The 18,538-nt window shown below is 68.3% G+C and carries 17 protein-coding genes; 11 read left to right on the top strand and 6 right to left on the bottom strand.

The genetic code is table 11. From position 1 onward, the window contains the following. Window positions 1–39: 39 nt before the first annotated feature. Both AC5P6E_RS17065 and AC5P6E_RS17060 read right to left on the bottom strand, forming a co-directional pair. Window positions 40–1,662 (bottom strand): carboxylesterase/lipase family protein, encoded by a 1,623-nt coding sequence (locus AC5P6E_RS17065; RefSeq protein ID WP_019337394.1) that lies wholly within the window; start codon window positions 1,660–1,662, stop codon window positions 40–42. Further along, the gene (locus AC5P6E_RS17060) at window positions 1,659–2,633 is read right to left on the bottom strand and encodes an alpha/beta hydrolase (RefSeq protein ID WP_019337393.1); all 975 of its coding nucleotides are present in this window, start codon (window positions 2,631–2,633) and stop codon (window positions 1,659–1,661) included. Before AC5P6E_RS17060 ends, AC5P6E_RS17065 begins: the two co-directional genes overlap by 4 nt. A gap of 174 nt (window positions 2,634–2,807) precedes the next feature. Between AC5P6E_RS17060 and AC5P6E_RS17055 the strand changes: the two genes are divergently transcribed. From AC5P6E_RS17055 to AC5P6E_RS17015, 9 genes are all read left to right on the top strand, one after another. After that, the gene (locus tag AC5P6E_RS17055; RefSeq protein ID WP_019337392.1) at window positions 2,808–3,635 is read left to right on the top strand and encodes a 2-keto-4-pentenoate hydratase; all 828 of its coding nucleotides are present in this window, start codon (window positions 2,808–2,810) and stop codon (window positions 3,633–3,635) included. Window positions 3,636–3,675: 40 nt separating this feature from the next. Beyond that, on the top strand, window positions 3,676–4,677 hold the full coding sequence (locus AC5P6E_RS17050; protein WP_019337391.1) for a TRAP transporter substrate-binding protein: 1,002 nt from the start codon (window positions 3,676–3,678) through the stop codon (window positions 4,675–4,677). Between the two features lie 10 nt (window positions 4,678–4,687). Continuing rightward, window positions 4,688–5,218, top strand: a complete 531-nt coding sequence (locus AC5P6E_RS17045; protein WP_019658831.1) for a TRAP transporter small permease — start codon at window positions 4,688–4,690, stop codon at window positions 5,216–5,218. 3 nt (window positions 5,219–5,221) lie between these two features. Continuing rightward, window positions 5,222–6,505, top strand: a complete 1,284-nt coding sequence (locus tag AC5P6E_RS17040) for a TRAP transporter large permease (RefSeq protein WP_005421133.1) — start codon at window positions 5,222–5,224, stop codon at window positions 6,503–6,505. A 17-nt stretch (window positions 6,506–6,522) separates the two neighbouring features. After that, the gene (locus tag AC5P6E_RS17035; protein ID WP_019337389.1) at window positions 6,523–8,112 is read left to right on the top strand and encodes a family 43 glycosylhydrolase; all 1,590 of its coding nucleotides are present in this window, start codon (window positions 6,523–6,525) and stop codon (window positions 8,110–8,112) included. A gap of 39 nt (window positions 8,113–8,151) precedes the next feature. After that, window positions 8,152–9,210: a LacI family DNA-binding transcriptional regulator gene (locus tag AC5P6E_RS17030; protein ID WP_019337388.1), complete on the top strand. Its 1,059-nt coding sequence runs from the start codon at window positions 8,152–8,154 to the stop codon at window positions 9,208–9,210. A 197-nt stretch (window positions 9,211–9,407) separates the two neighbouring features. Next, complete coding sequence (gene kduI / locus AC5P6E_RS17025) at window positions 9,408–10,256, top strand: 5-dehydro-4-deoxy-D-glucuronate isomerase (RefSeq protein WP_019337387.1); 849 nt, start codon at window positions 9,408–9,410, stop codon at window positions 10,254–10,256. A 71-nt stretch (window positions 10,257–10,327) separates the two neighbouring features. After that, window positions 10,328–11,083, top strand: coding sequence for a 2-dehydro-3-deoxy-D-gluconate 5-dehydrogenase KduD (gene kduD / locus AC5P6E_RS17020; protein WP_005421125.1), 756 nt, complete (start codon window positions 10,328–10,330; stop codon window positions 11,081–11,083). 101 nt (window positions 11,084–11,184) lie between these two features. Further along, a complete protein-coding gene (locus AC5P6E_RS17015) occupies window positions 11,185–12,285 on the top strand; it encodes a GDSL-type esterase/lipase family protein (protein ID WP_019337386.1) in 1,101 nt (366 codons plus the stop codon). Between the two features lie 55 nt (window positions 12,286–12,340). Here AC5P6E_RS17015 and AC5P6E_RS17010 read toward each other — a convergent pair whose 3' ends face one another. After that, complete coding sequence (locus AC5P6E_RS17010; RefSeq protein WP_019337385.1) at window positions 12,341–12,733, bottom strand: DMP19 family protein; 393 nt, start codon at window positions 12,731–12,733, stop codon at window positions 12,341–12,343. Continuing rightward, window positions 12,702–13,595, bottom strand: coding sequence for a phenylalanine 4-monooxygenase (gene phhA / locus AC5P6E_RS17005; protein WP_019337384.1), 894 nt, complete (start codon window positions 13,593–13,595; stop codon window positions 12,702–12,704). The genes AC5P6E_RS17010 and phhA overlap by 32 nt, the downstream gene beginning before the upstream one ends. A gap of 125 nt (window positions 13,596–13,720) precedes the next feature. On the opposite strand from phhA, the gene AC5P6E_RS17000 reads away from it, so the two are divergent. Together AC5P6E_RS17000 and AC5P6E_RS16995 are read left to right on the top strand one after the other, a co-directional pair. Beyond that, window positions 13,721–14,203, top strand: a complete 483-nt coding sequence (locus tag AC5P6E_RS17000) for an Lrp/AsnC family transcriptional regulator (protein ID WP_004153377.1) — start codon at window positions 13,721–13,723, stop codon at window positions 14,201–14,203. 85 nt (window positions 14,204–14,288) lie between these two features. Next, window positions 14,289–16,286, top strand: a complete 1,998-nt coding sequence (locus AC5P6E_RS16995; RefSeq protein ID WP_019337383.1) for a hypothetical protein — start codon at window positions 14,289–14,291, stop codon at window positions 16,284–16,286. 41 nt (window positions 16,287–16,327) lie between these two features. Here AC5P6E_RS16995 and AC5P6E_RS16990 read toward each other — a convergent pair whose 3' ends face one another. Then, window positions 16,328–17,320 (bottom strand): patatin-like phospholipase family protein, encoded by a 993-nt coding sequence (locus tag AC5P6E_RS16990; protein WP_019337382.1) that lies wholly within the window; start codon window positions 17,318–17,320, stop codon window positions 16,328–16,330. 145 nt (window positions 17,321–17,465) lie between these two features. Continuing rightward, entirely contained in the window at window positions 17,466–18,482 is a 1,017-nt protein-coding gene (locus AC5P6E_RS16985; protein ID WP_019338118.1) for a TIGR00266 family protein, read from the bottom strand. Between the last annotated feature and the right edge of the window lie 56 nt (window positions 18,483–18,538).

The following is an 18,538-nucleotide window of genomic DNA, read 5'->3' as shown; positions in this document are numbered from 1 at the left end:
GCCGAGAGGGGTTAACAGAATGTTTGCACCGCGGTGTCATCACTGCGTGCCGCGCTGCACGAACGGTACTTTCGCGTACAGCGCACGTTCGCCGGCACGAGGATCGTCCACCACGCCGCTCTGGCGATCAAACAGCATGGTCTGCCGCCGGGGCAGCGCGTAGGGGGGCCATTGCGGCATTCCGCGATGATTGGGGTCGCCGTTGCGCGCGAAGGCGATCAGTGCGTCGCTCATTGTCGCCGCCAGCGTATGCGCGTCCGCGCCGCCACCGGTGCGTGCGCCGGGCAGGCCGGCGTTGTCGAACACCAGCGGGATGTCGAGCGTGTGGAAGGCGCGCAGCCGGCCTTGCTCCACCGGTGAGCCCCAGTCCAGCTGGTAGGCCCAGGTGGGCGCGGCCCCGCTGGGCTGGCGCGCACGCGCTTCCAGCTCCTCCACTGCGCCGCGCCAGGAACGTCCTGCGGTAGTGGCCGCGAAGAACACCTCCGAAGGCGTGTAATGCGGGTACAGGCGCCGGTACTCGGCGATCACCGTCTGCGGCAGCAGATCCACGAACTGCTGGCGTTGCAGCTGTGCCGGCAGCGTCTCCCAGGTCAAGGTGAAGTTGGCCGGATCGTTGCCGAGGAAGGCACGGGTCTCGTCGCGCGTATTGCCGATGACCATCGGAATGCTGGCCGACTGCCGCGGCGCCTGCGGCCAGAACGGATGCACCGGGAGGGAGACTTCGTCCAGTACCGGCCCGAAGTACAGCGACGTGCTTTCCACCCGCGATGGATCGCGGGCACGGGTGGCTGCAAGCAGATCCGTGGCCGGGAGCCGCAGCAGGGCAGACAGGTCCTTTGCACCCACTGCCTCCATTGCGATGGCAGCGCGCTGCGCGGCGGCACGCGGGCCGGCCGCGGTGACCTGCTGCCCGCTCATCGTCCACGCGCGCTGGAACAGGCCGCGTGCCGCCGGCATCGCCATCAGCGTGGCGATCTTGGCGCCGCCCCCGGACTGGCCGAACACGGTGATGTTTCCAGCGTCACCGCCGAAGATCGCCGCGTGCTCGCGCACCCACTGCAGCGCCTGTACCAGGTCGAGCTGGCCGACATTCCCCGACGCGGCGTAGCGTGCGTCGCCAAGTGCGCCCAGGTACAGGTAACCGAAGGTGTTCAGCCGATGATTGAGGGTCACCACCACCACATCGCCGCGGCGGCACAGCGCACTGCCGTCGTACAGCGGATCGCTGCCGGAGCCGTTGTTGAACCCACCCCCGTGTATGTAGACCAGCACCGGGCGGCGGCCGCCATCCCCCAGTGCGGGGGTCCAGACGTTGAGGAACAGGCAGTCTTCGCTGCCGGGGCCTTCCGCGCCGCCCTGCGGTGCGGCCGCGCCATAGTCCAGTGCATCGGCGATCCCGTTCCATGCCGCTTCCCGGCGTGGTGGCTGGAAGCGATGGGTGCCGGTATCGGCGCCGTAGCGCACGCCGCGGAATACCAGCACGCCTTGTTCATGCTGGCCGCGCAGGCGCCCCCCGCGCACGCGGACGATCGGCAGGCGTTCGTCGCGTGCACCGGGCATCGCGGCTGCCGGCAGTGCCACCAGCGTGGCCGTGGCCAGCGCCCAGCGCGCGCTGTCGCGCAGGAAACGGCGGCGCTGCAGATCGTCGGGTGCTCTCGTCATCGGCTGCCCTCCGCATCCTTTCCTGCTGTCAGCCATGCCTGCGCCAGCGCTGGCCACTGCGACAGGGTGGAGCCGGGCTGCAGGCGCATGCCGAAGCCGTGGCCGCCATGGGCGAACACATGCAGTTCGTGCTCGACACCCGCCCTGGCCAGCGCCTGCGCCATCACCTCGCTGTTGTGCACGCTGACCACGCGATCGTCGTTGGCATGGATCAGCATCGTCGGCGGCATGTCCGCATGCACGTGCTCCTGCACCGAGTACTGCGTCGCCAATGCGGGGTCAGGGCGCTCGCCCAGCAATCGCCCGCGCGAACCACTGTGCGCATGCGCGCCCATGTCGATGACCGGGTAGACCAGCACCGCCCGTGCCGGGCGCGCGCTCAGCTGATCGATCGCATCGCGTGCGGGATAGACCGGCGCATCGAAGCCGGTGGCCAGCCGCGCAGCCACGTGGCCGCCGGCGGAAAAGCCCATGACCGCCACATTGTCCGCCTCCAGGCCGCGGCGCGCGGCCTGGTCGCGCACGACCCGCAGCGCACGCTGGGCATCGACCAGCGCCGCCTGGCGGTCCCTGCCCGGCTGCGGCAGGCGGTAGCGAAGCACGAACAGGGTGAAGCCTGCCCGCTGCACCCAGTCCGGCACCAGCGCGCTGCCCTCCTTGTCGATTACCACCCGCTGGTAGCCGCCGCCCGGAATGACCAGCACCGCCTGCCCGTTCGGACGTGGCGGCGCGTGCACGATCATGTATGGCGCATCGATCCCGTCCACGAACCGGTCCGGATGGGCCGGATCGGGGCTGCGCTCAACCACCCGCGCCTTCCGCGCCGGAGCGCTCTGGCCAGGTACCTGGCCGTCCGGCCACAGCGGCAGGCGTTCGCCCGCCACCTCCCCGGCAAGCCGCTGGCCGTCGCGCAGCGGGACGTCGCTGGCACGTGCCGGGGCAAGCGTCAACAGAACGCACAGGAACAGCACAAGAGGGGGCAGACGCATGGCGGACCGGGCTCCAGCGAAGGGTGGGCAGCGTGCCGCAGGCGCCCCGGAAGCGGGTGTGATGCGCTGCGGCTTGCGTGATGACACCGGTTTACCATATACACCTCCTGCAGACGCTGTCGATGGGCAGTGCAACAACGCAGAGGGAGACCGTTCTTGAGCAACGAACACGGCACACAGGGGCAGAGGCCGGCGCCGGACGGTGCAGCCGCCATCGCCCGCGCCTTCACCGATGCACGCCGCGCAGGCAAGGCCCTGCCCGCGTTCCCCGGAGAGATCCCCGTCGATCTGGTGGCTGCCTACCACGTGCAGGACCAGGCCATTGGCCTGTGGAGCGATACAGTGGTCGGCTGGAAGGTGGGTTACATCGCTGCCGAGCGCCGCGACGGCTCCGGCGATGAGCGCCTGCTGGGGCCGATCTTCAAACGTCAGCTCTGGAATGATACCGGTGGAACAACCGACATCCCGGTCTTCGTCGGGGGCTTCGGCGCAGTCGAAGCAGAGTACGTGCTGGAGCTGTTGGAGGACGCGCCGGCCGGACAGCTGGACTGGTCCCCGGAACAGGCCGAAGCGCTGCCTGCGCGCCTCTATATCGGCGTGGAAGTGGCCAGCAGCCCGCTGGCCACCATCAACGAACTTGGTCCGCGCGTGGTGGTGTCCGACTTTGGCAACAACAACGGCCTGGTGCTGGGCCCGGAGATCGTCGACTGGACCGCACGCGACGAAAACTCGCTGCGTGCCGAGACACTGATCGAAGGTGAGGTGGTCGGCACCGGTGGCGCCACCCGCCTGCCCGGTGGCCTGCGCGCGGCCTATGCCTTTGCGCTGTCCCGTTCGGCCCTGCGTGGCCGGCCGCTGCGCAAGGGCGACCTGATCGCCACCGGCAATGCCACCGGCATCCACGATATCGAGGCAGGACAAACGGCGCTGGTGCGCTTTGCCGGCTTCGGTGACATTGCCTGCCGGGCCGTGCCCGCGGGATGACCGCGGGGCTGCCCTGGTGAACACGCGCGGGAGGGCGCAGATGATCACACGACGTAACTTCCTGGCCGGGGGCGCTGCTGCCCTGGCCACCCCGATGCTCGCCGCCTGTGGCCGCGGGCCGGGCGGCGATATGGCCGGTGGCGCGCTGTTGACCGCCACCGACGTGCATGTGGCCGACTACCCTACCGTCACCGCGGTGAAGTGGATCGGCGAAACGCTGCAGCGCGAAACCAACGGTCGCCTGCGCCTGCGCCAGTACCACTCCGGCCAGCTGGGCCGCGAATCCGAGGCGATCGACATGGCGCGCTTCGGTGCCATCGATATCACCCGCGTGTATGCCGGTGCGCTGAACAATGCCTTTCCGCTGACCCAGGCGCTGTGCCTGCCCTACGTGTTCACGTCGGTGGCGCACCAGCGTGCCGCGTTGGATGACGGCGTGGCCGAAGCCGTGCTGCGCGGCTTCCAGGGCCGCGGCCTGGTCGGCCTGGCGATCTACGATTCCGGTGCACGCTGCTTCTACAACACCAAGCACCCCATCGTTTCGCCCAAGGACCTGCACGGCCTGAAGCTGCGCGTCGCCTCATCGGACATCTTCATCCAGCTGATGCGCCTGCTCGGCGCCAACCCGACGCCGATGTCGCTGGGCGACACGTTCTCCGGGATGGAAACCCACATGATCGACGGCGCCGAGAACAACATGCGCAGCTTCCATTCCAGCCGCCACTTCGAAGCGGCGCACTACTGGTCGCAGAGCGACCATTCGTACGCGCCGGATGTGTTGCTGATGTCGCGTGCCAGTTTCGAACGCCTGTCGCCTGACGACCGCCAGCTGCTGCTGCAGATCGCGCGCGCGTCGGTGAAGGTGATGCGCGAGCAGTGGGATGCGTCGGAGGACGCCGCACGCCGCGCCGTGCTGGCCTATGGGGTGAAAGCCAACGAGGTGGACATGCCCGCCTTCCGCACCGCCGCCCAGCCGCTGCTGCAGCAGTACCTGCAGCAGCCGGAGATCGCCGCGCTGGTCGACCGCATCCGCGCCGCCTGAGGACACTGCCATGATCGAGACGACGACGCCCGCCACCGGGCCTGGCCAGCGCCTGCTGGACCGCATCGCCGACATCGCCATCTACGGCGCCGTTGCTGCCCTGCTGGGGCTGGTGGTGGTGCAGGGCTGGCAGGTGTTCGCGCGCTACGTGATCAACGATTCGCCCAGCTGGACTGAGCCGGTCACGCTGCTGCTGCTGGCCACGGCGATGAGCCTGGGTGCCGCCTGCGGTGTGCACACCAACCGCCACTTCGGCTTCTTCCTGCTGCATGCCTACCTGGGCCCCGGCCTGCGCCGTGCGGTGGACGTGCTGGTGCAGCTGGTGGTGGCGGTGCTGGGAGGCTTCATCGCCTTCTGGTCGGGTGATCTGCTGCTCGACGGCCTGGACATCAAGACCGCCGGCGCCGATCTGCCGCAGAGCATCAACTACCTGCCACTGGCGGTGGGCGGCGGGCTGATGCTGCTGTTCGCGCTGAACCGTGCGTGGAACGCGCTGCAGGCCCGCGCCACCGGCGCCGAAGACGCTGAAGGAGATCGTTGATCCATGGGTATCACCATCCTGTTCTCCGTGTTTGCCGTGCTGCTGCTGCTCGGCGTGCCGGTGGCCTACGCGCTGGCCGCTGCCGCGCTGGCCACCCTGCTCTACCTGGATATCCCCAGCATCGTGCTGGTGCAGCAGATCTCGGCCGGTACCGGCTCGGCCTCGCTGATCGCCATTCCGTTGTTCATCTTCGCGGGCGAGATCATGATGCGCGGCGGCATCTCCGAGCGCCTGATCGCCTTGGCCTCGTCGCTGGTGGGGCGCTTGCGCGGTGGCCTCGGCCAGGTCTCGATCCTGTCCTCGCTGTTCTTCGGCGGCGTGTCCGGCTCGGCCATTGCCGACGTTTCGGCGGTCGGCGGCACGATGATCCCGCAGATGGTCAAGCGCGGCTACGACCGCGATTTCGCCGTCAACGTCAGCATCACCGCCGCGCTGGTGGCGCTGCTGGTGCCGCCGTCGCACAACCTGATCCTGTTCTCGGCCGCTGCCGGTGGGGGCCTGTCCATCGCCGATCTGTTCGCCGCCGGCATTGTCCCCGCGCTGCTGATGACGTTGGCGCTGATGGTCACCGGCTATGCGGTGGCGCGCCGCCGCGGCTATGGCGTGGAGGTCTTTCCCGGCTGGCGCGCCGTGGCCCTGCGCATCGTCTCCGCCCTGCCCGGCCTGGGCCTGGTCGCGCTGATCTTCATCGGTATCCGTGCCGGCATCTTCACCGCAGTGGAAAGCGCAGCCATCGCCGTGGTCTACGCCTTGCTGGTGACCACCGTGCTGTACCGGCAACTGCGCTGGCGCGAGTTCTTCGACACCGTCATCCACGCGGCGCGCAGCACGGGCGTGATCCTGTTCGTGATCGCCACCGCCGCCGTGTTTGGCTGGCTGCTGGCCTACCTGCAGGTGCCCGCGGCCGCCGTCGAGTTCCTGCAGTCGTTCGCGCACAGCCAGTTCATGGTGCTGCTGATGATCGTGGTGATGCTGCTGCTGCTGGGCACCTTCATGGACCTGGCGCCGATGATCCTGATCTGCACGCCGATCTTCCTGCCGGTGGCCCGCGCCTACGGCATCGATCCGATCCACTTCGGCCTGGTGCTGGTGCTCACCGGTGGCCTGGGTCTGGTCACGCCCCCGGTGGGCTCGGTGCTGTTCATCGGCACGGCCATCGGCAAGATCAGCGTGGGCCAGAGCATGCGCACGATCTGGCCGTTCTGGTTCGCCGCGCTCGCCGTGCTGCTGGTCGTGGCCTTCTTCCCCTCACTGTCGTTGTGGCTGCCCGCCGCGCTGCGCGGCTGAGCCACAAGGAGACTGCCATGCGTGCACTGTGTATCGCCGCCACCATCACTCTGCTCGTGCTGTTGCTGCCGGCACGGCCTGCACCCGCGGCGGAGCCCGCGCGCGCCCCGGCGCAGTGGGCGCGGGGGCTGGAACACCAGCGCCAGGCGGACCGGGGCGATGGCACGTTCCTCAATCCGGTGCTGGCCGGTGACCATCCGGATCCCTCGGTGCTCAAGGACGGGGACGATTACTACCTCACGCTGTCGTCGTTCGACGCCTACCCCGGGCTCCCGATCTGGCACTCGCGCGACCTGGTGAACTGGCAGCCGCTGGGACATGCGGTCACCCGCAACGTGGGGGCGATCTGGGCGCCGGACATCGTCAAGCATCGGGGGCGCTACTTCATCTACTTCCCGGCCCGCACCGGCGAGCGCCGCAGCAACTTCGTGGTCTGGGCCGATGACATCAAGGGCCCGTGGAGCGCGCCGATCGACATCGGCCTGGGTGGCTACATCGATCCCGGCCATGCAGTGGGTGAAGACGGCAAGCGCTACCTGTTCCTCAGTGGCGGTGATTACGTGCAGCTGGCCGACGACGGGTTGAGCGTGGTCGGCACGCCGAAACACGTCTATGACGGCTGGCGCTACCCGCAGGACTGGGACGTTGAGGCCTACGCGCAGGAAGGCCCGAAGATCCACGTCCGCGACGGCTGGTACTACATGACCACGGCAGTGGGCGGCACCGCCGGTCCGCCGACCGGGCACATGGTGATCACCGCGCGCTCGCGTTCGATCCACGGACCATGGGAGAACGCGCCCAACAACCCGATCACGCGCACGCAGTCGGCGGCCGAGCCCTGGTGGTCACGCGGCCACGCGACGGTGATCGAAGGGACCGATGGACGCTGGTGGATGATGTACCACGGGTACGAGAACGGCTTCTGGACGCTGGGTCGGCAGGCCCTGCTCGAACCGATCGAATGGACCGCTGACGGCTGGTTCCGGGCCACGGGCGGAGACCTTGGTCAGCCACTGCGCAAGCCGGCCGGACAGGCGCTGTCGCCGCATGGCATGGCGCTGTCGGATGATTTCCGCGGCAGCACGCTTGGCCCGCAGTGGGCGTTCTTCAACCCGGCGCAGGATGAGTACCGCCGGCTGGGTTTCAGTGGCAACGGCCTTGTCCTGCAGGGCAAGGGCAGCACGCCGCGCGACGCCTCGCCGCTGACCACCATCGCCGGCGACCGGGCCTATCAGTTCGAGGTGGAGATGGAGATCGCCCCCGGTGCCGTGGGCGGCGCGCTGCTGTTCTACAGCGACCGGCTGTACGCGGGCGTGGGCAGCAACGGCGAGTCGTTCATCATGCATCGCTACGGCGAGGAGCGCCCTGCCCGACCGGCCCCGGGCCGCGGCGGCCGGCTGTGGTTGCGGGTGACCAACAACCGCCACATCGTCACCTTCCACTCCAGCACCGACGGGCACACTTGGCAGAAGTATCCGGTTCAGATGGAAGTGTCCGGTTACCATCACAATGTCGCGGGCAGGTTCCTGGCGTTGAAGCCGGCGCTGTATGCGGCCGGCGACGGTGCGGTAACCTTCCGCAACTTCCGCTACCGCGCGCTGGACTGAGCGCGGAGCCGGAATCCCCAGACTTACCGGGTTCAAAACATGTCAGTGCGCAACAAGAACGATGCCGCTACGCCGGCATTGGCGAAGGGCAAGGCAGCCACCATCAACGACATCGCGCGACTGTCGGGTGTATCCAAGAAAACGGTTTCAAGAATCATCAACAACTCGCCACTGGTGCGCAAGGACACGCGCGACAAGGTGGAAGCGTTGATGCGTGAAGTGGGCTACACGCCCGATCCACTGGCCCGCGGGCTGGCGTTCCGCCGCTCCTTCCTGATCGGCATGGTCTACGACAACCCCACCGCGCAGTACATCGTGGACATGCAGTACGGCGCGCTGGATGCATTGCGTGGATCCAGTTTCGAGCTGGTGGTGCATCCCTGTGACAGCCGCAGCCCCGGCTACATCGAAGGCGTGCGTCGCTTCGTGCAGCAGCAGAAGCTGCACGGCGTCATCCTAGTGCCGCGTGCCTCGGAAGACCAGGCGCTGGCGGACATGCTCGATGAGATCGGCTGCCGGTTTACCCGCGTGGCAGCGCTGCCGCTGGACGAAAGCTCGCAGATGGTGGTTACCCATGACCGCGATGGTGCGGCCGAAGCCGCCGACTACCTGCTCTCGCTCGGCCACCGTGACATTGCCCTGGTGACCGGTCCCAGCGCCTACCGTTCGGCCCATGAACGTACCGCCGGCTTCATCGACGCACTGTCGCAACGCGGTATCGAGCTGCCGAAGGACCGCATCATCGAGGCCGGCTACACCTTCGAATCCGGTGTCGCCGCTGCCGAGAAACTGCTGCTGGGCAAGCGCCGCCCGACCGCCATCTTCACCGGCAACGATGAAATGGCCGCCGGTATCTACAAGGTGGCGCTGCGCGCGGGCATCAACATTCCGCGCCAGCTGTCCATTGTCGGCTATGACGACAGCCCGCTTGCCTCGCGCCTGTGGCCCTCGCTGACCTCGGTGCGCCGGCACACGCGCGATACCGGACGCACCGCCGCGGCGATGCTGATCCAGCCCGAAGGCCAGGCCGCGCTGCCCATTGCCAGCGTGCGGCCGCACCTGATCGTCCGCGATTCCTGCCAGCCGCCGGAGGATTGATCCCCAAGGATCAATCCTGCAGGTCACGACCTCTGGTCGTGACACGCCCCTGCCCCATCCACCCGATCCACCGCGCCCTGCCCGGGCCATCCCGGCATCGTGCGACGCAAAATGACACCGGTTTCCTGTCTGGCTAGAATCGACCGTGAACCGCGCCGGGGCCGACCCGTCGGCCCGCCCCCCGCTCTGGAGACGCCATGTACAGCAAGACCCATTACGCCACCCATCCCGATGCCATCCACGGTGCCAGCAACGACCAGCTGCGTGACCTGTACCTGCTCGATGGCCTGTTCAACGCCGGTGCGGTGACCCTCAAGTACACCCACTACGAGCGCTTCGTGATTGGTGGCGCCGCCCCGGTGGACGCACCGCTTGCGCTGCCGACCCAGACCGAACCCGCTTCGGCCGCAGGCCACCCGTTCCTGGAGCGCCGGGAACTGGGCGTGATCAACGTCGGCAGCGGCACTGGTACGGTCACCGTGGATGGCACCGGCTACACGCTGGGTCCGAAGGACGGTCTGTACGTGGCCATGGGCAGCAAGGAGGTCGTGTTCGCCTCGCAGGACGCCGCCAACCCCGCCCAGTTCTATCTGGCCTCGACCCCGGCCCATGCCCGCTTCGAAACCAGGCAGCTGTCCATCAAGGACGCCGTTGCACTGGACCGCGGCGCGCTGGAAACCAGCAACGAGCGCACCATCTACCAGTACATCGTGCCGGCCACCTGCCAGTCCTCGCAGCTGCTGCTGGGCCTGACCGTGCTCAAGCCGGGCAGCGTGTGGAACACCATGCCGCCGCACCTGCACGACCGTCGCAGCGAGGTCTACTTCTACTTCGACCTGGGTGACAGCGACCGCGTCTACCACTTCATGGGCGAGCCGGCCGCGCAGCGTCACATCGTGATCCAGAACAACGAAGCGGTAGTGTCGCCGCCGTGGTCGATCCACATGGGCGCCGGCACCAGCAACTACGCCTTCATCTGGGCGATGGGTGGCGAGAACCTGGACTACACCGACATGCACGTGCTGGACATCTGCCAGCTCAAGTAAGCCCGCCTGGCCGCCGCGCACCGTGTGCCGGCCGTCGACACCGCTCGTCTCTATCAAGGAACGCATACGCAATGGCTAATCCCTTCAGCCTGGAAGGCAAGGTCGCTCTGGTAACCGGTGGCAATACCGGTCTGGGCCAGGGCATCGCCGTGGCACTGGCCGCCGCTGGTGCCGACGTCGCCGTGGCCGGCATCGCCCCGCCCACCGATACCATCGAAAAGATCACCGCGCTGGGCCGCCGCTGCCTGGCCATCGAAGCCAACCTGATCAGCATCGAGCCGGTGGCGCGCGTGGTCCGCGAGACCATCGAAGGCCTGGGCGGGTTGGACATCCTGGTCAACAACGCCGGCCTGATCCGCCGCGCCGATGCGGTGGACTTCAGCGAGCAGGACTGGGACGACGTGATGAACGTCAATCTCAAGTCCGCGTTCTTCATTTCGCAGGCCGCCGGCCGCCACTTCATCGAACAGGGCCACGGCAAGATCATCAACATCGCTTCGATGCTGTCCTTCCAGGGCGGTATCCGCGTGCCGTCGTACACCGCCAGCAAGAGCGGCATCGCCGGCATCACCCGGCTGCTGGCCAACGAGTGGGCGGGCAAGGGCATCAACATCAATGCCATCGCCCCGGGCTACATGGCGACCGACAACACCGCCCAGCTGCGCGCCGACGAAGCGCGCAACAAGGCGATCCTGGAGCGCATCCCGGCCGGTCGCTGGGGCACGCCGGATGACCTGGCCGGTGCGGCGGTGTTCCTGGCCTCGTCGGCGTCGGATTACATCAACGGCGCCGTGCTGCCGGTCGATGGTGGCTGGCTGGCGCGCTGACGCGTGATCCGCGGTAGTGCCGGCCGCTGGCCGGCGTCCTGGCAATGCTTCCGCCGTTCATGAGGTTGCCGGGCAGCGGCCGGCACTACCGGAGACCGGACATGCGCACCCTGTTGCCTTTGTTGTTGCTGCTGTCGTGCACCACCGCGCAGGCGGCGCCCGTGCGGGTCTTCATTGCCGGTGACTCCACTGCGGCCGCATACGGCCCCGAGCGCGCGCCGCAGGCCGGCTGGGGCCAGGCGCTGCAGAGCTACCTGGACCCGGCGCGCTTGGAGGTGCACAACCACGCCAAGGGCGGGCGCAGCACGCGCAGTTTCATCGAGGAAGGGCGCCTGGAGGCCATCGCCGCCGAGCTGCGCCAAGGCGACGTGCTGCTGATCCAGTTCGGCCACAACGATGCGAAGTTCGAAGACCGCACGCGCTACACCGATCCGGACAGCGACTACCCACGCCTGCTGATGCGTTACGTACAGGTGGCCCGCGCAAAGGGCGCCACGCCGGTGCTGGTCACGCCGGTGGCGCGGCTGCTGTACGACTTCGGTTCACTGCTGGATACGCATGGCCGCTACACGCAGTCGATGAAGGCGTTGGCCGCGCGCGAGCAGATTGCGCTGATTGATCTGAATGACCGCAGCATGCGCTGGGTCCGCGCGCTGGGTGAGGAGGGCGCGCGACCCTACTTCCTGTTCGTGCCCGAACAGAACAAGGCCGACGGCACCCATTTCAGCGTGGCCGGCGCACATGCGGTGGCCTGCCTGGTATTGCGCGAGGCGGTGCCGCTGCTACCCGCGCTGCAGCCGGCGCTGGTGCGGGATATCGACTGCGACGTGGTGGCGGAAGGGCAGGGTAGCGACCCAGCCCTGCCCTCGCAGGTGGTGCACGAAGACAGTGTTGTGCGCACGCAAGCAGGCCCGCACGGCGGTGCCGGCCCGACCACGGCGTATCCGTTCTTCGCCGATGCCGAAGGGCTGCCGTTCGTGCTGCGCAAGCGTGTGCTGCACAAAGGCGCGGGCATCGGCCTGCATCCGCAGCACAAGGACGAGATCTATTACATCGTCAGTGGGCAGGGCAGTTATGTGCTGGATGGCAGGCAGTACGACGTGCACGCCGGGCACGCGCTGCTGACCCGCAAGGGCAGCCACCATGCGCTGCAGCAGGTGGGTGAGGAGGATCTGGTGGTGCTGCTGGTGTACCCGCGCTGATTGAAACGTAGCCGAGCATGGGCTCGGCTTTACAGAACAGCGCCGGCGTGCATGGTCATCGTCGTTCGACAGGCTCCGGGCCGAAGTGCTTCAGCCCCAACCTGGCCAGGTCTTCCGGTCGCTCGAAATAGGCTTCGTCGAAGGCGTGCAGCGCCTCCTGCTCCTGTTCGGTCATCGCGCCGTACAGGTCGGTCAGTTGCTTGACCGCCGGGTCATCTTCCAGCCGGTCGACCAGCCCGCGCATGCCGGCCAGGATCGCGTGGGTCTTCGCCGCGCCCATCGCCTGCAGCGCACGTAACGCCAGCTGGCAGGTCGGGTCGCCCCAGTTGCACAGGAACTGCATGAAGCCGCCGTTGTTGATGTCGGCCTCCATGCGCCACAGCGCCACCAGCTGCTGGTCTTCGTCGGACAGCGCATCACACGTCGCCGCCGTCCGCCCAGCCTTCACCCGTGCCGGCCTGGAACACGTGATCGTCAGCCTGCACGTCACCGGCAGGCAGGTGCGCCTGGTCGGCCAGTGCCGAGTAGATTGGGGTGAAGTCCGGCGACGTCGCCTGCATCAGCTGTTCAAAGCTGTCGATGACGAAGTAGGTCTTCTGGAAGGTGTCGATGCGGTACTTCGTTCGCATGATCCGCTGCAGGTCGAAACCGATGCGGTTGGGTGCGGCCGATTCCAGCGAGTACAGCGACTCGCCCTTGGACGACACGATGCCGGCACCGTAGATGCGCAGGCCGTCGGGCGTGTCGATCAGGCCGAACTCCACCGTGTACCAGTACAGGCGGGTGAGGTTCTGCAGCGCGTCCGGGCCGATCGCGTGGGCTTTGACGCCGCCACGGCCATAGGCCTCCATGTAGTCGGCGAACACCGGGTTCATCAGCAGCGGCACGTGGCCGAACAGGTCGTGGAACAGGTCCGGCTCGGCGATGTAGTCGATCTGGTCCGGGCGACGGATCCACCAGGTCACGGGAAAGCGGCGGTTGGCCAGGTGGTCGAAGAAATCCAGTTCCGGCAGCAGGCCTTCGACGCCGACCAGGGTCCAGCCGGTGGCCGCGCCCAGCACTTCGTTGAGCTGGTCGAAGCGCGGAATCATGTGCGCGTTCATGCCCATCTCGTCCTGCGCGTCCAGGAATTCCTGGCAGGCACGGCCGACCAGCAGCTCGCGCTGGCGCTGGTACAGCGTGCTCCAGGTGGCGTGGTCGTCGGCGCTGTAGGTGTCCCACGGCTGCTCGACGAGCGCGGTGGTGTACACCGGCACGTAGCCCTTGTCGGTCTGCTGGTGTTCGACGCGGCGGGGCTGGGCGAGGTCCATGGGGCACTCCTTGAAGGGATAGCCACGATGCTAGGGCAGGGCGCGCGCAACAGGGTTGCAAAAGTTGCGCCGATTGGCATTGTTGGCGCAATATCCTTGCGCAGTCACCATGTTGCGGAGCAGCAATGGCCGGAGAAGTCCAGTTTGATCGCACGGATATACGCCTGCTGGCTGAAATCCAGCGGGATGGGCGCGCCACCAACGCGGAGCTGGCGACTCGGGTGAACCTGTCGCCCTCGGCCTGCCTGCGCCGCCTGCAGCGGCTGGAAAGCGAGGGCGTGATCGTCGGCTACGGCGCGCGGCTGGAGCCGCGGCAGCTGCGCCTGGGCCTGCAGGCCTTCGTGCGCGTGCAGTTGGAAAAGCACGACCAGGCCGCCATCGGCCACTTCGTGGACAGCGTGCAGGGCTGGGACGAGGTGGTGGCCTGCCATGCGCTGACCGGCGACATGGACTACCTGCTGCACGTCTACGTGCGCGACCTGGAGCACTTTTCGCACTTCCTGCTGGACCGCCTGCTCAACGCCGGCGGCGTGGCCGACGCCAATTCCAGCTTCGTGCTGCGCACGGTGAAGGGTTTCCAGGCATTGCCGTTGTCGCAGCTGGAATGAGCGCAGCGGCGATTTGACGCGGCCGGGCGGGTAGCCGAGCATCACCGCCCTGCGCGCGCCGCAGCGTTCCTTTCCGGTTCCACGCATGTCCGAACTCCAGCACCCGGTGCCCACCACCATCTTCCTGCCGCTGCAGCGCAAGTCGCTGGCACGTTACATCGCTCACGGCACGCCGCCGCAGACGGCAGTGGAGCAGGCCGGGCTGATGGCCGCGCAGTTGTGCCGGACGCGCCTGCATCCAGCGGCCGAGATCGAACGCCTGCTGCATGATGCCTGCGCGCTGTTTGCCGGCAACGAAGGCGCCGCCGCGCAGCTGGCCGGCCCCGGTGGCGGAGGCCAGCCGGAGCTGGATGCCTGGCTGACCGCATTGGCCGCCCACGGCGTGCTGCTGGCGCCGGCGCAGATCCTGCAGGACGTCATCGCGCAGTCGCCATTGGAGTATCCGGGCCTGGCCCTGCAGCAGGCCTGCCAGGAAACCCTGACCGAGCATGAGATCCGCTTTCCCGCCACCTTTTCCAGTGACGAGGCGCTCACGCAGGATGACGTGGCCGCCGAGGACGCGCGTGCGGTCGAACACCATGGCCTGTACACCTCCGAGCAGGCCCGCGTGCTGCGCGCCATCGCCGCCAACCCCGATGAGCTGATCGACCTCGATGGCTATGCCGGCACCGGCAAGGGGCACCTGGTGCTGGCGCTGATGGAGGCGCGGCCCGGCCGCTACACCTACGTGGCGCCCTCGCGTGGGCAGGTGGAAGCCTTCCGCAGCCGCGTGCCGGCCAGCACCGCGGTGCGCCTGCTGACCCAGATCGAGTTCGCCAACCGCGTGGCGCAGCATGCCGCGCGCAGCGGCCACACCGGTGGCTTCGTTGCCAGCTACCGGCGCAGCACCCGCACGCCGCGCGAGATTGCCGGCCGCATCGGCCTGCAGGGCATCGGTGGGCGCAGCCCGGAGCAGGTGCTGCTGACTGCGTTCGAGGCCATCAACCGTTGGTGTGCGTCGTCGGCACCGGGCTTGGCGTTCCAGCATTTCGACCGTTCGGTGCCCGCCGCGATGCTCGACGTGTCGCCGTACATGGCGGCCGCCGAGCACGTCTGGCGCTGCATGTTCGACGCCGACCTGCAGCGGGGCACGCTGCTGAGCCTCAGCCCGGCGCACATCGGCAAGTGGCTGGCACTGCGCGGCGTTACCCCGCCGCTGGACATGGGCATGCTGCTGGTGGACGAGGCGCATGACCTGAGCCCGTCGTGGAAGCAGTTGCTGGCCGGCCATGCGCCTGGCGTGGTCAGCCTGGGTGATCCGCACCAGTGCCTGACCGGTACGGTGCCGCGCTGGGCCGCGTCGAAGGTGCTGGAAATGCACCAGTCGGTGCGCCAGGGCAACCAGGTCGAGGGCCTGGTCAACCAGACCCTGGCACTGGACGGACTGGGGCAGGACAGTGGGCCGTTCGTCGGTGCCGCCGACCGCGCCACCGGTGTGCTGCATTACCGCCACTGGGCGCAGGTGCCGAGCGAGGGCCTGCGCATCCATGGCAGCGTCGCCGATCTGGCCCTGGATGCGGCGCAGCTGCACGCGCTCGGGCTGCGGCCCTATCTGCATCCGGCATCGCTGCGCGCGCTGCGCAGCGTGCTGCAGCGGCCGCTGGATGCGTGGCGCCGGCGCCGCGACAGCGCCTCGGACCCGGCACAGGAGCGCTTCCTGGCCACGCAGGCCGACGAAGGGCAGGGCGCGCTGGTCGAACTGTTTGCGTCTGCCGATCGGGTGCAGTCACTGCTGCAGGCGCTCGACGACCAGGACACGCCTGCTGAAGGGCGGGTGGCGCTGTGCCTGGCCGAACACGCGAAGAACCTGCAGTTCGACGTGGTCTCGCTGTCGCCTGGTTGCTTCCGTGCGGGGCAGGGCGGGCGCATCTGGCACAACCCGGTGCGCGCGGTCTATCTGGCACTCACCCGTGCGCGACGCCAGCTGCATGTGCCGGCCGATGGCATGGAACAGCTGCAGCACACGGCGACACTGCAGGAGCAGGCCCGTCAGGCGCGCAGGCGCGAGCGGCAGCAGGCCAGCGGTTACCGGCCTGCGCGCTAGAACGCGCGCGCCGCTGTCTGGCAGCGACACGCTGGCTCAGGTCAGCACTTGTCCTTGCGGCCCATCAGCTTGCCCAGGCGCGAGGCTTCCTCGCACTTCGGCGCGGCCACGGGTGCCGGTGCGGCGGCCGCGGCGCGTGCACGCTGCAGCTGCTGGATCTTGGCGCGGATCTGTGGCATCGCGGCCATTGCGGCCTTTTCGCCCTCCAGGATCGCGGTGCCACGCTGGCTGAAATCGGCGGCGCCGATGTCCAGCACCTTCGGGCGGATGACGATGTCGGCGCGTGCCAGTTCCTGCTCGCCCAGGCGCTGGCCCATGATCGAGATGGACTGGTTGACGATGCCCAGCATGTCAGTCGGCGCCTTGCCGCTGGCCTTGCTGGAGATGTCCACGGCGATCACGAAGTCGGCGCCGAGCTGGCGTGCGGCATCCACCGGCACCGGGCTGACCACACCGCCATCAATGTAGTTGCGACCGCCGATCTTCACCGGCTCGAACACACCGGGAATGCTGCTCGATGCGCGCACCGCCTGGCCGACGTTGCCGCGCACGAAGATCGCGCGCTCGCCTGTTTCCAGCTGGGTCGCGACTGCGGCGAACGGCTTCTTCAGGCGCTCGGCGGGGCGGTTGGCGACCTGCTCGTTGACGTAGTCCTGCAGCTTCTGGCCCTGCACCAGGCCACCGGAGAACAGGCGCACGTCGCGGATGCTGGCTTCATCCAGCGCCACTGCCTTGCTCTGCATCTGGAAGGCATCCATGCCGCTGGCATACAGCGCGCCGACCACGCTGCCGGCACTGGTGCCGGACACCACGGCCGGTTCGAAGCCATTGGCCTCCAGCATCTTGATCACGCCGATGTGGGCGAAGCCCTTGGCTGCACCACCCCCGAGGGCAATACCGATCTTCACCGGCTTGGCCTGCGGCACCACGGTCGGTGCCGGCGGCGGCGTGGGGCGGACCGGGTCGCCACCGCAGCCGGCCAGCAGGCCGATCAGGGCGACGGACAGCAGCATGCGGGGGCGGAACAGGCTCATCGGCAGTGCGCTCGCGGCGCCGGATTCAGGAAAGGGCGCCAGCATACCGAAGCGGTGGCGGGGCGGGCAGGGTGGGGGAGCGGCCTATTCAGGAAAATGAGCGCGGGCGGTGCCGACCTTGGTCGGCACCGCCCGGGCGAGGGGCTCAGAACCGGTTGTCGCCGTCCAGCATCCGGCCCAGGCCGCCCAGCACCGAGCCTTCGCCGCGGCTCTGGCCACCGCCCTGCGGCGCGGCCATCCACATGCGGCCGGCCAGGCGCGAGAACGGCAGCGACTGCAGCCAGACCTTGCCCGGACCGGTCAGCGTGGCCAGGAACACGCCCTCGCCGCCGAACAGCATGCTCTTGACGCCGGCCACCCGGCGCACGTCCATGTCCACGGTGGGGTGGTAGGCCACCACGCAGCCGGTATCCACATCCAGCCGCTCACCCGCGGCCAGTTCGCGTTCCACCACGCAGCCGCCGGCGTGGATGAACACCCAGCCATCGCCCTCCAGCTTCTGCATGATGAAACCTTCGCCGCCGAACAGGCCGGTCATGATCTTGCGCTGGAACTGCACGCCGATCTGCACGCCGCGCGCGCCGGCCAGGAAGCTGTCCTTCTGGCAGATCAGGCGGCCGCCATGCTGGTCCAGCTTCATTGCCAGTACGGTGCCGGGGTAGGGCGCGGCGAAGGCGACCTTGCCCTTGCCGTGGCCGCTCTGGGTGTAGACGGTGGCAAACAGGCTCTCGCCGGTCAGCACGCGCTTGCCGGCGGCCATCACCTTGCCCATGAAGCCGCCGCCCTGGTCGCCGTTGGCGGCGCCGAACACCGTATCCATCTGCACGGTGGCGTCCTTGAACATCAATGCGCCGGCCTCGGCAATGGCGCTCTCACCGGGGTCGAGCTCGATTTCCACGAACTGCATTTCATGGCCGACGATGCGGAACTCGATGTCGTCGGCGTGGCTGCTGGCAGCGGCGGGGACCGGCGGCGGGGTGTTCGGCATGCCCGGGGCCGCGGACTGCAGTTCGGGCACCTCGGCGATCGAGGTCCACCCGCTCATGCCCTGGCACCAGGCCAGGGCGCGCGGATTGGCCTGCGCATAACGGCGCGCGGCCTCGTCATCAAGCGGGCCGATACGCTCGGCCTGGGCGGAGGCATGGAAGTACCACTGGGTCATCGCGGCGGCTCCGCAGGGCTGGAAAACCCCGAGTCTAGCGAGCACGCGGGGGCCGG

This window comes from Stenotrophomonas sp. YJH_SMC_16 (assembly GCF_059367875.1).
This window is presented reverse-complemented; position numbering and strand designations above follow the sequence as displayed.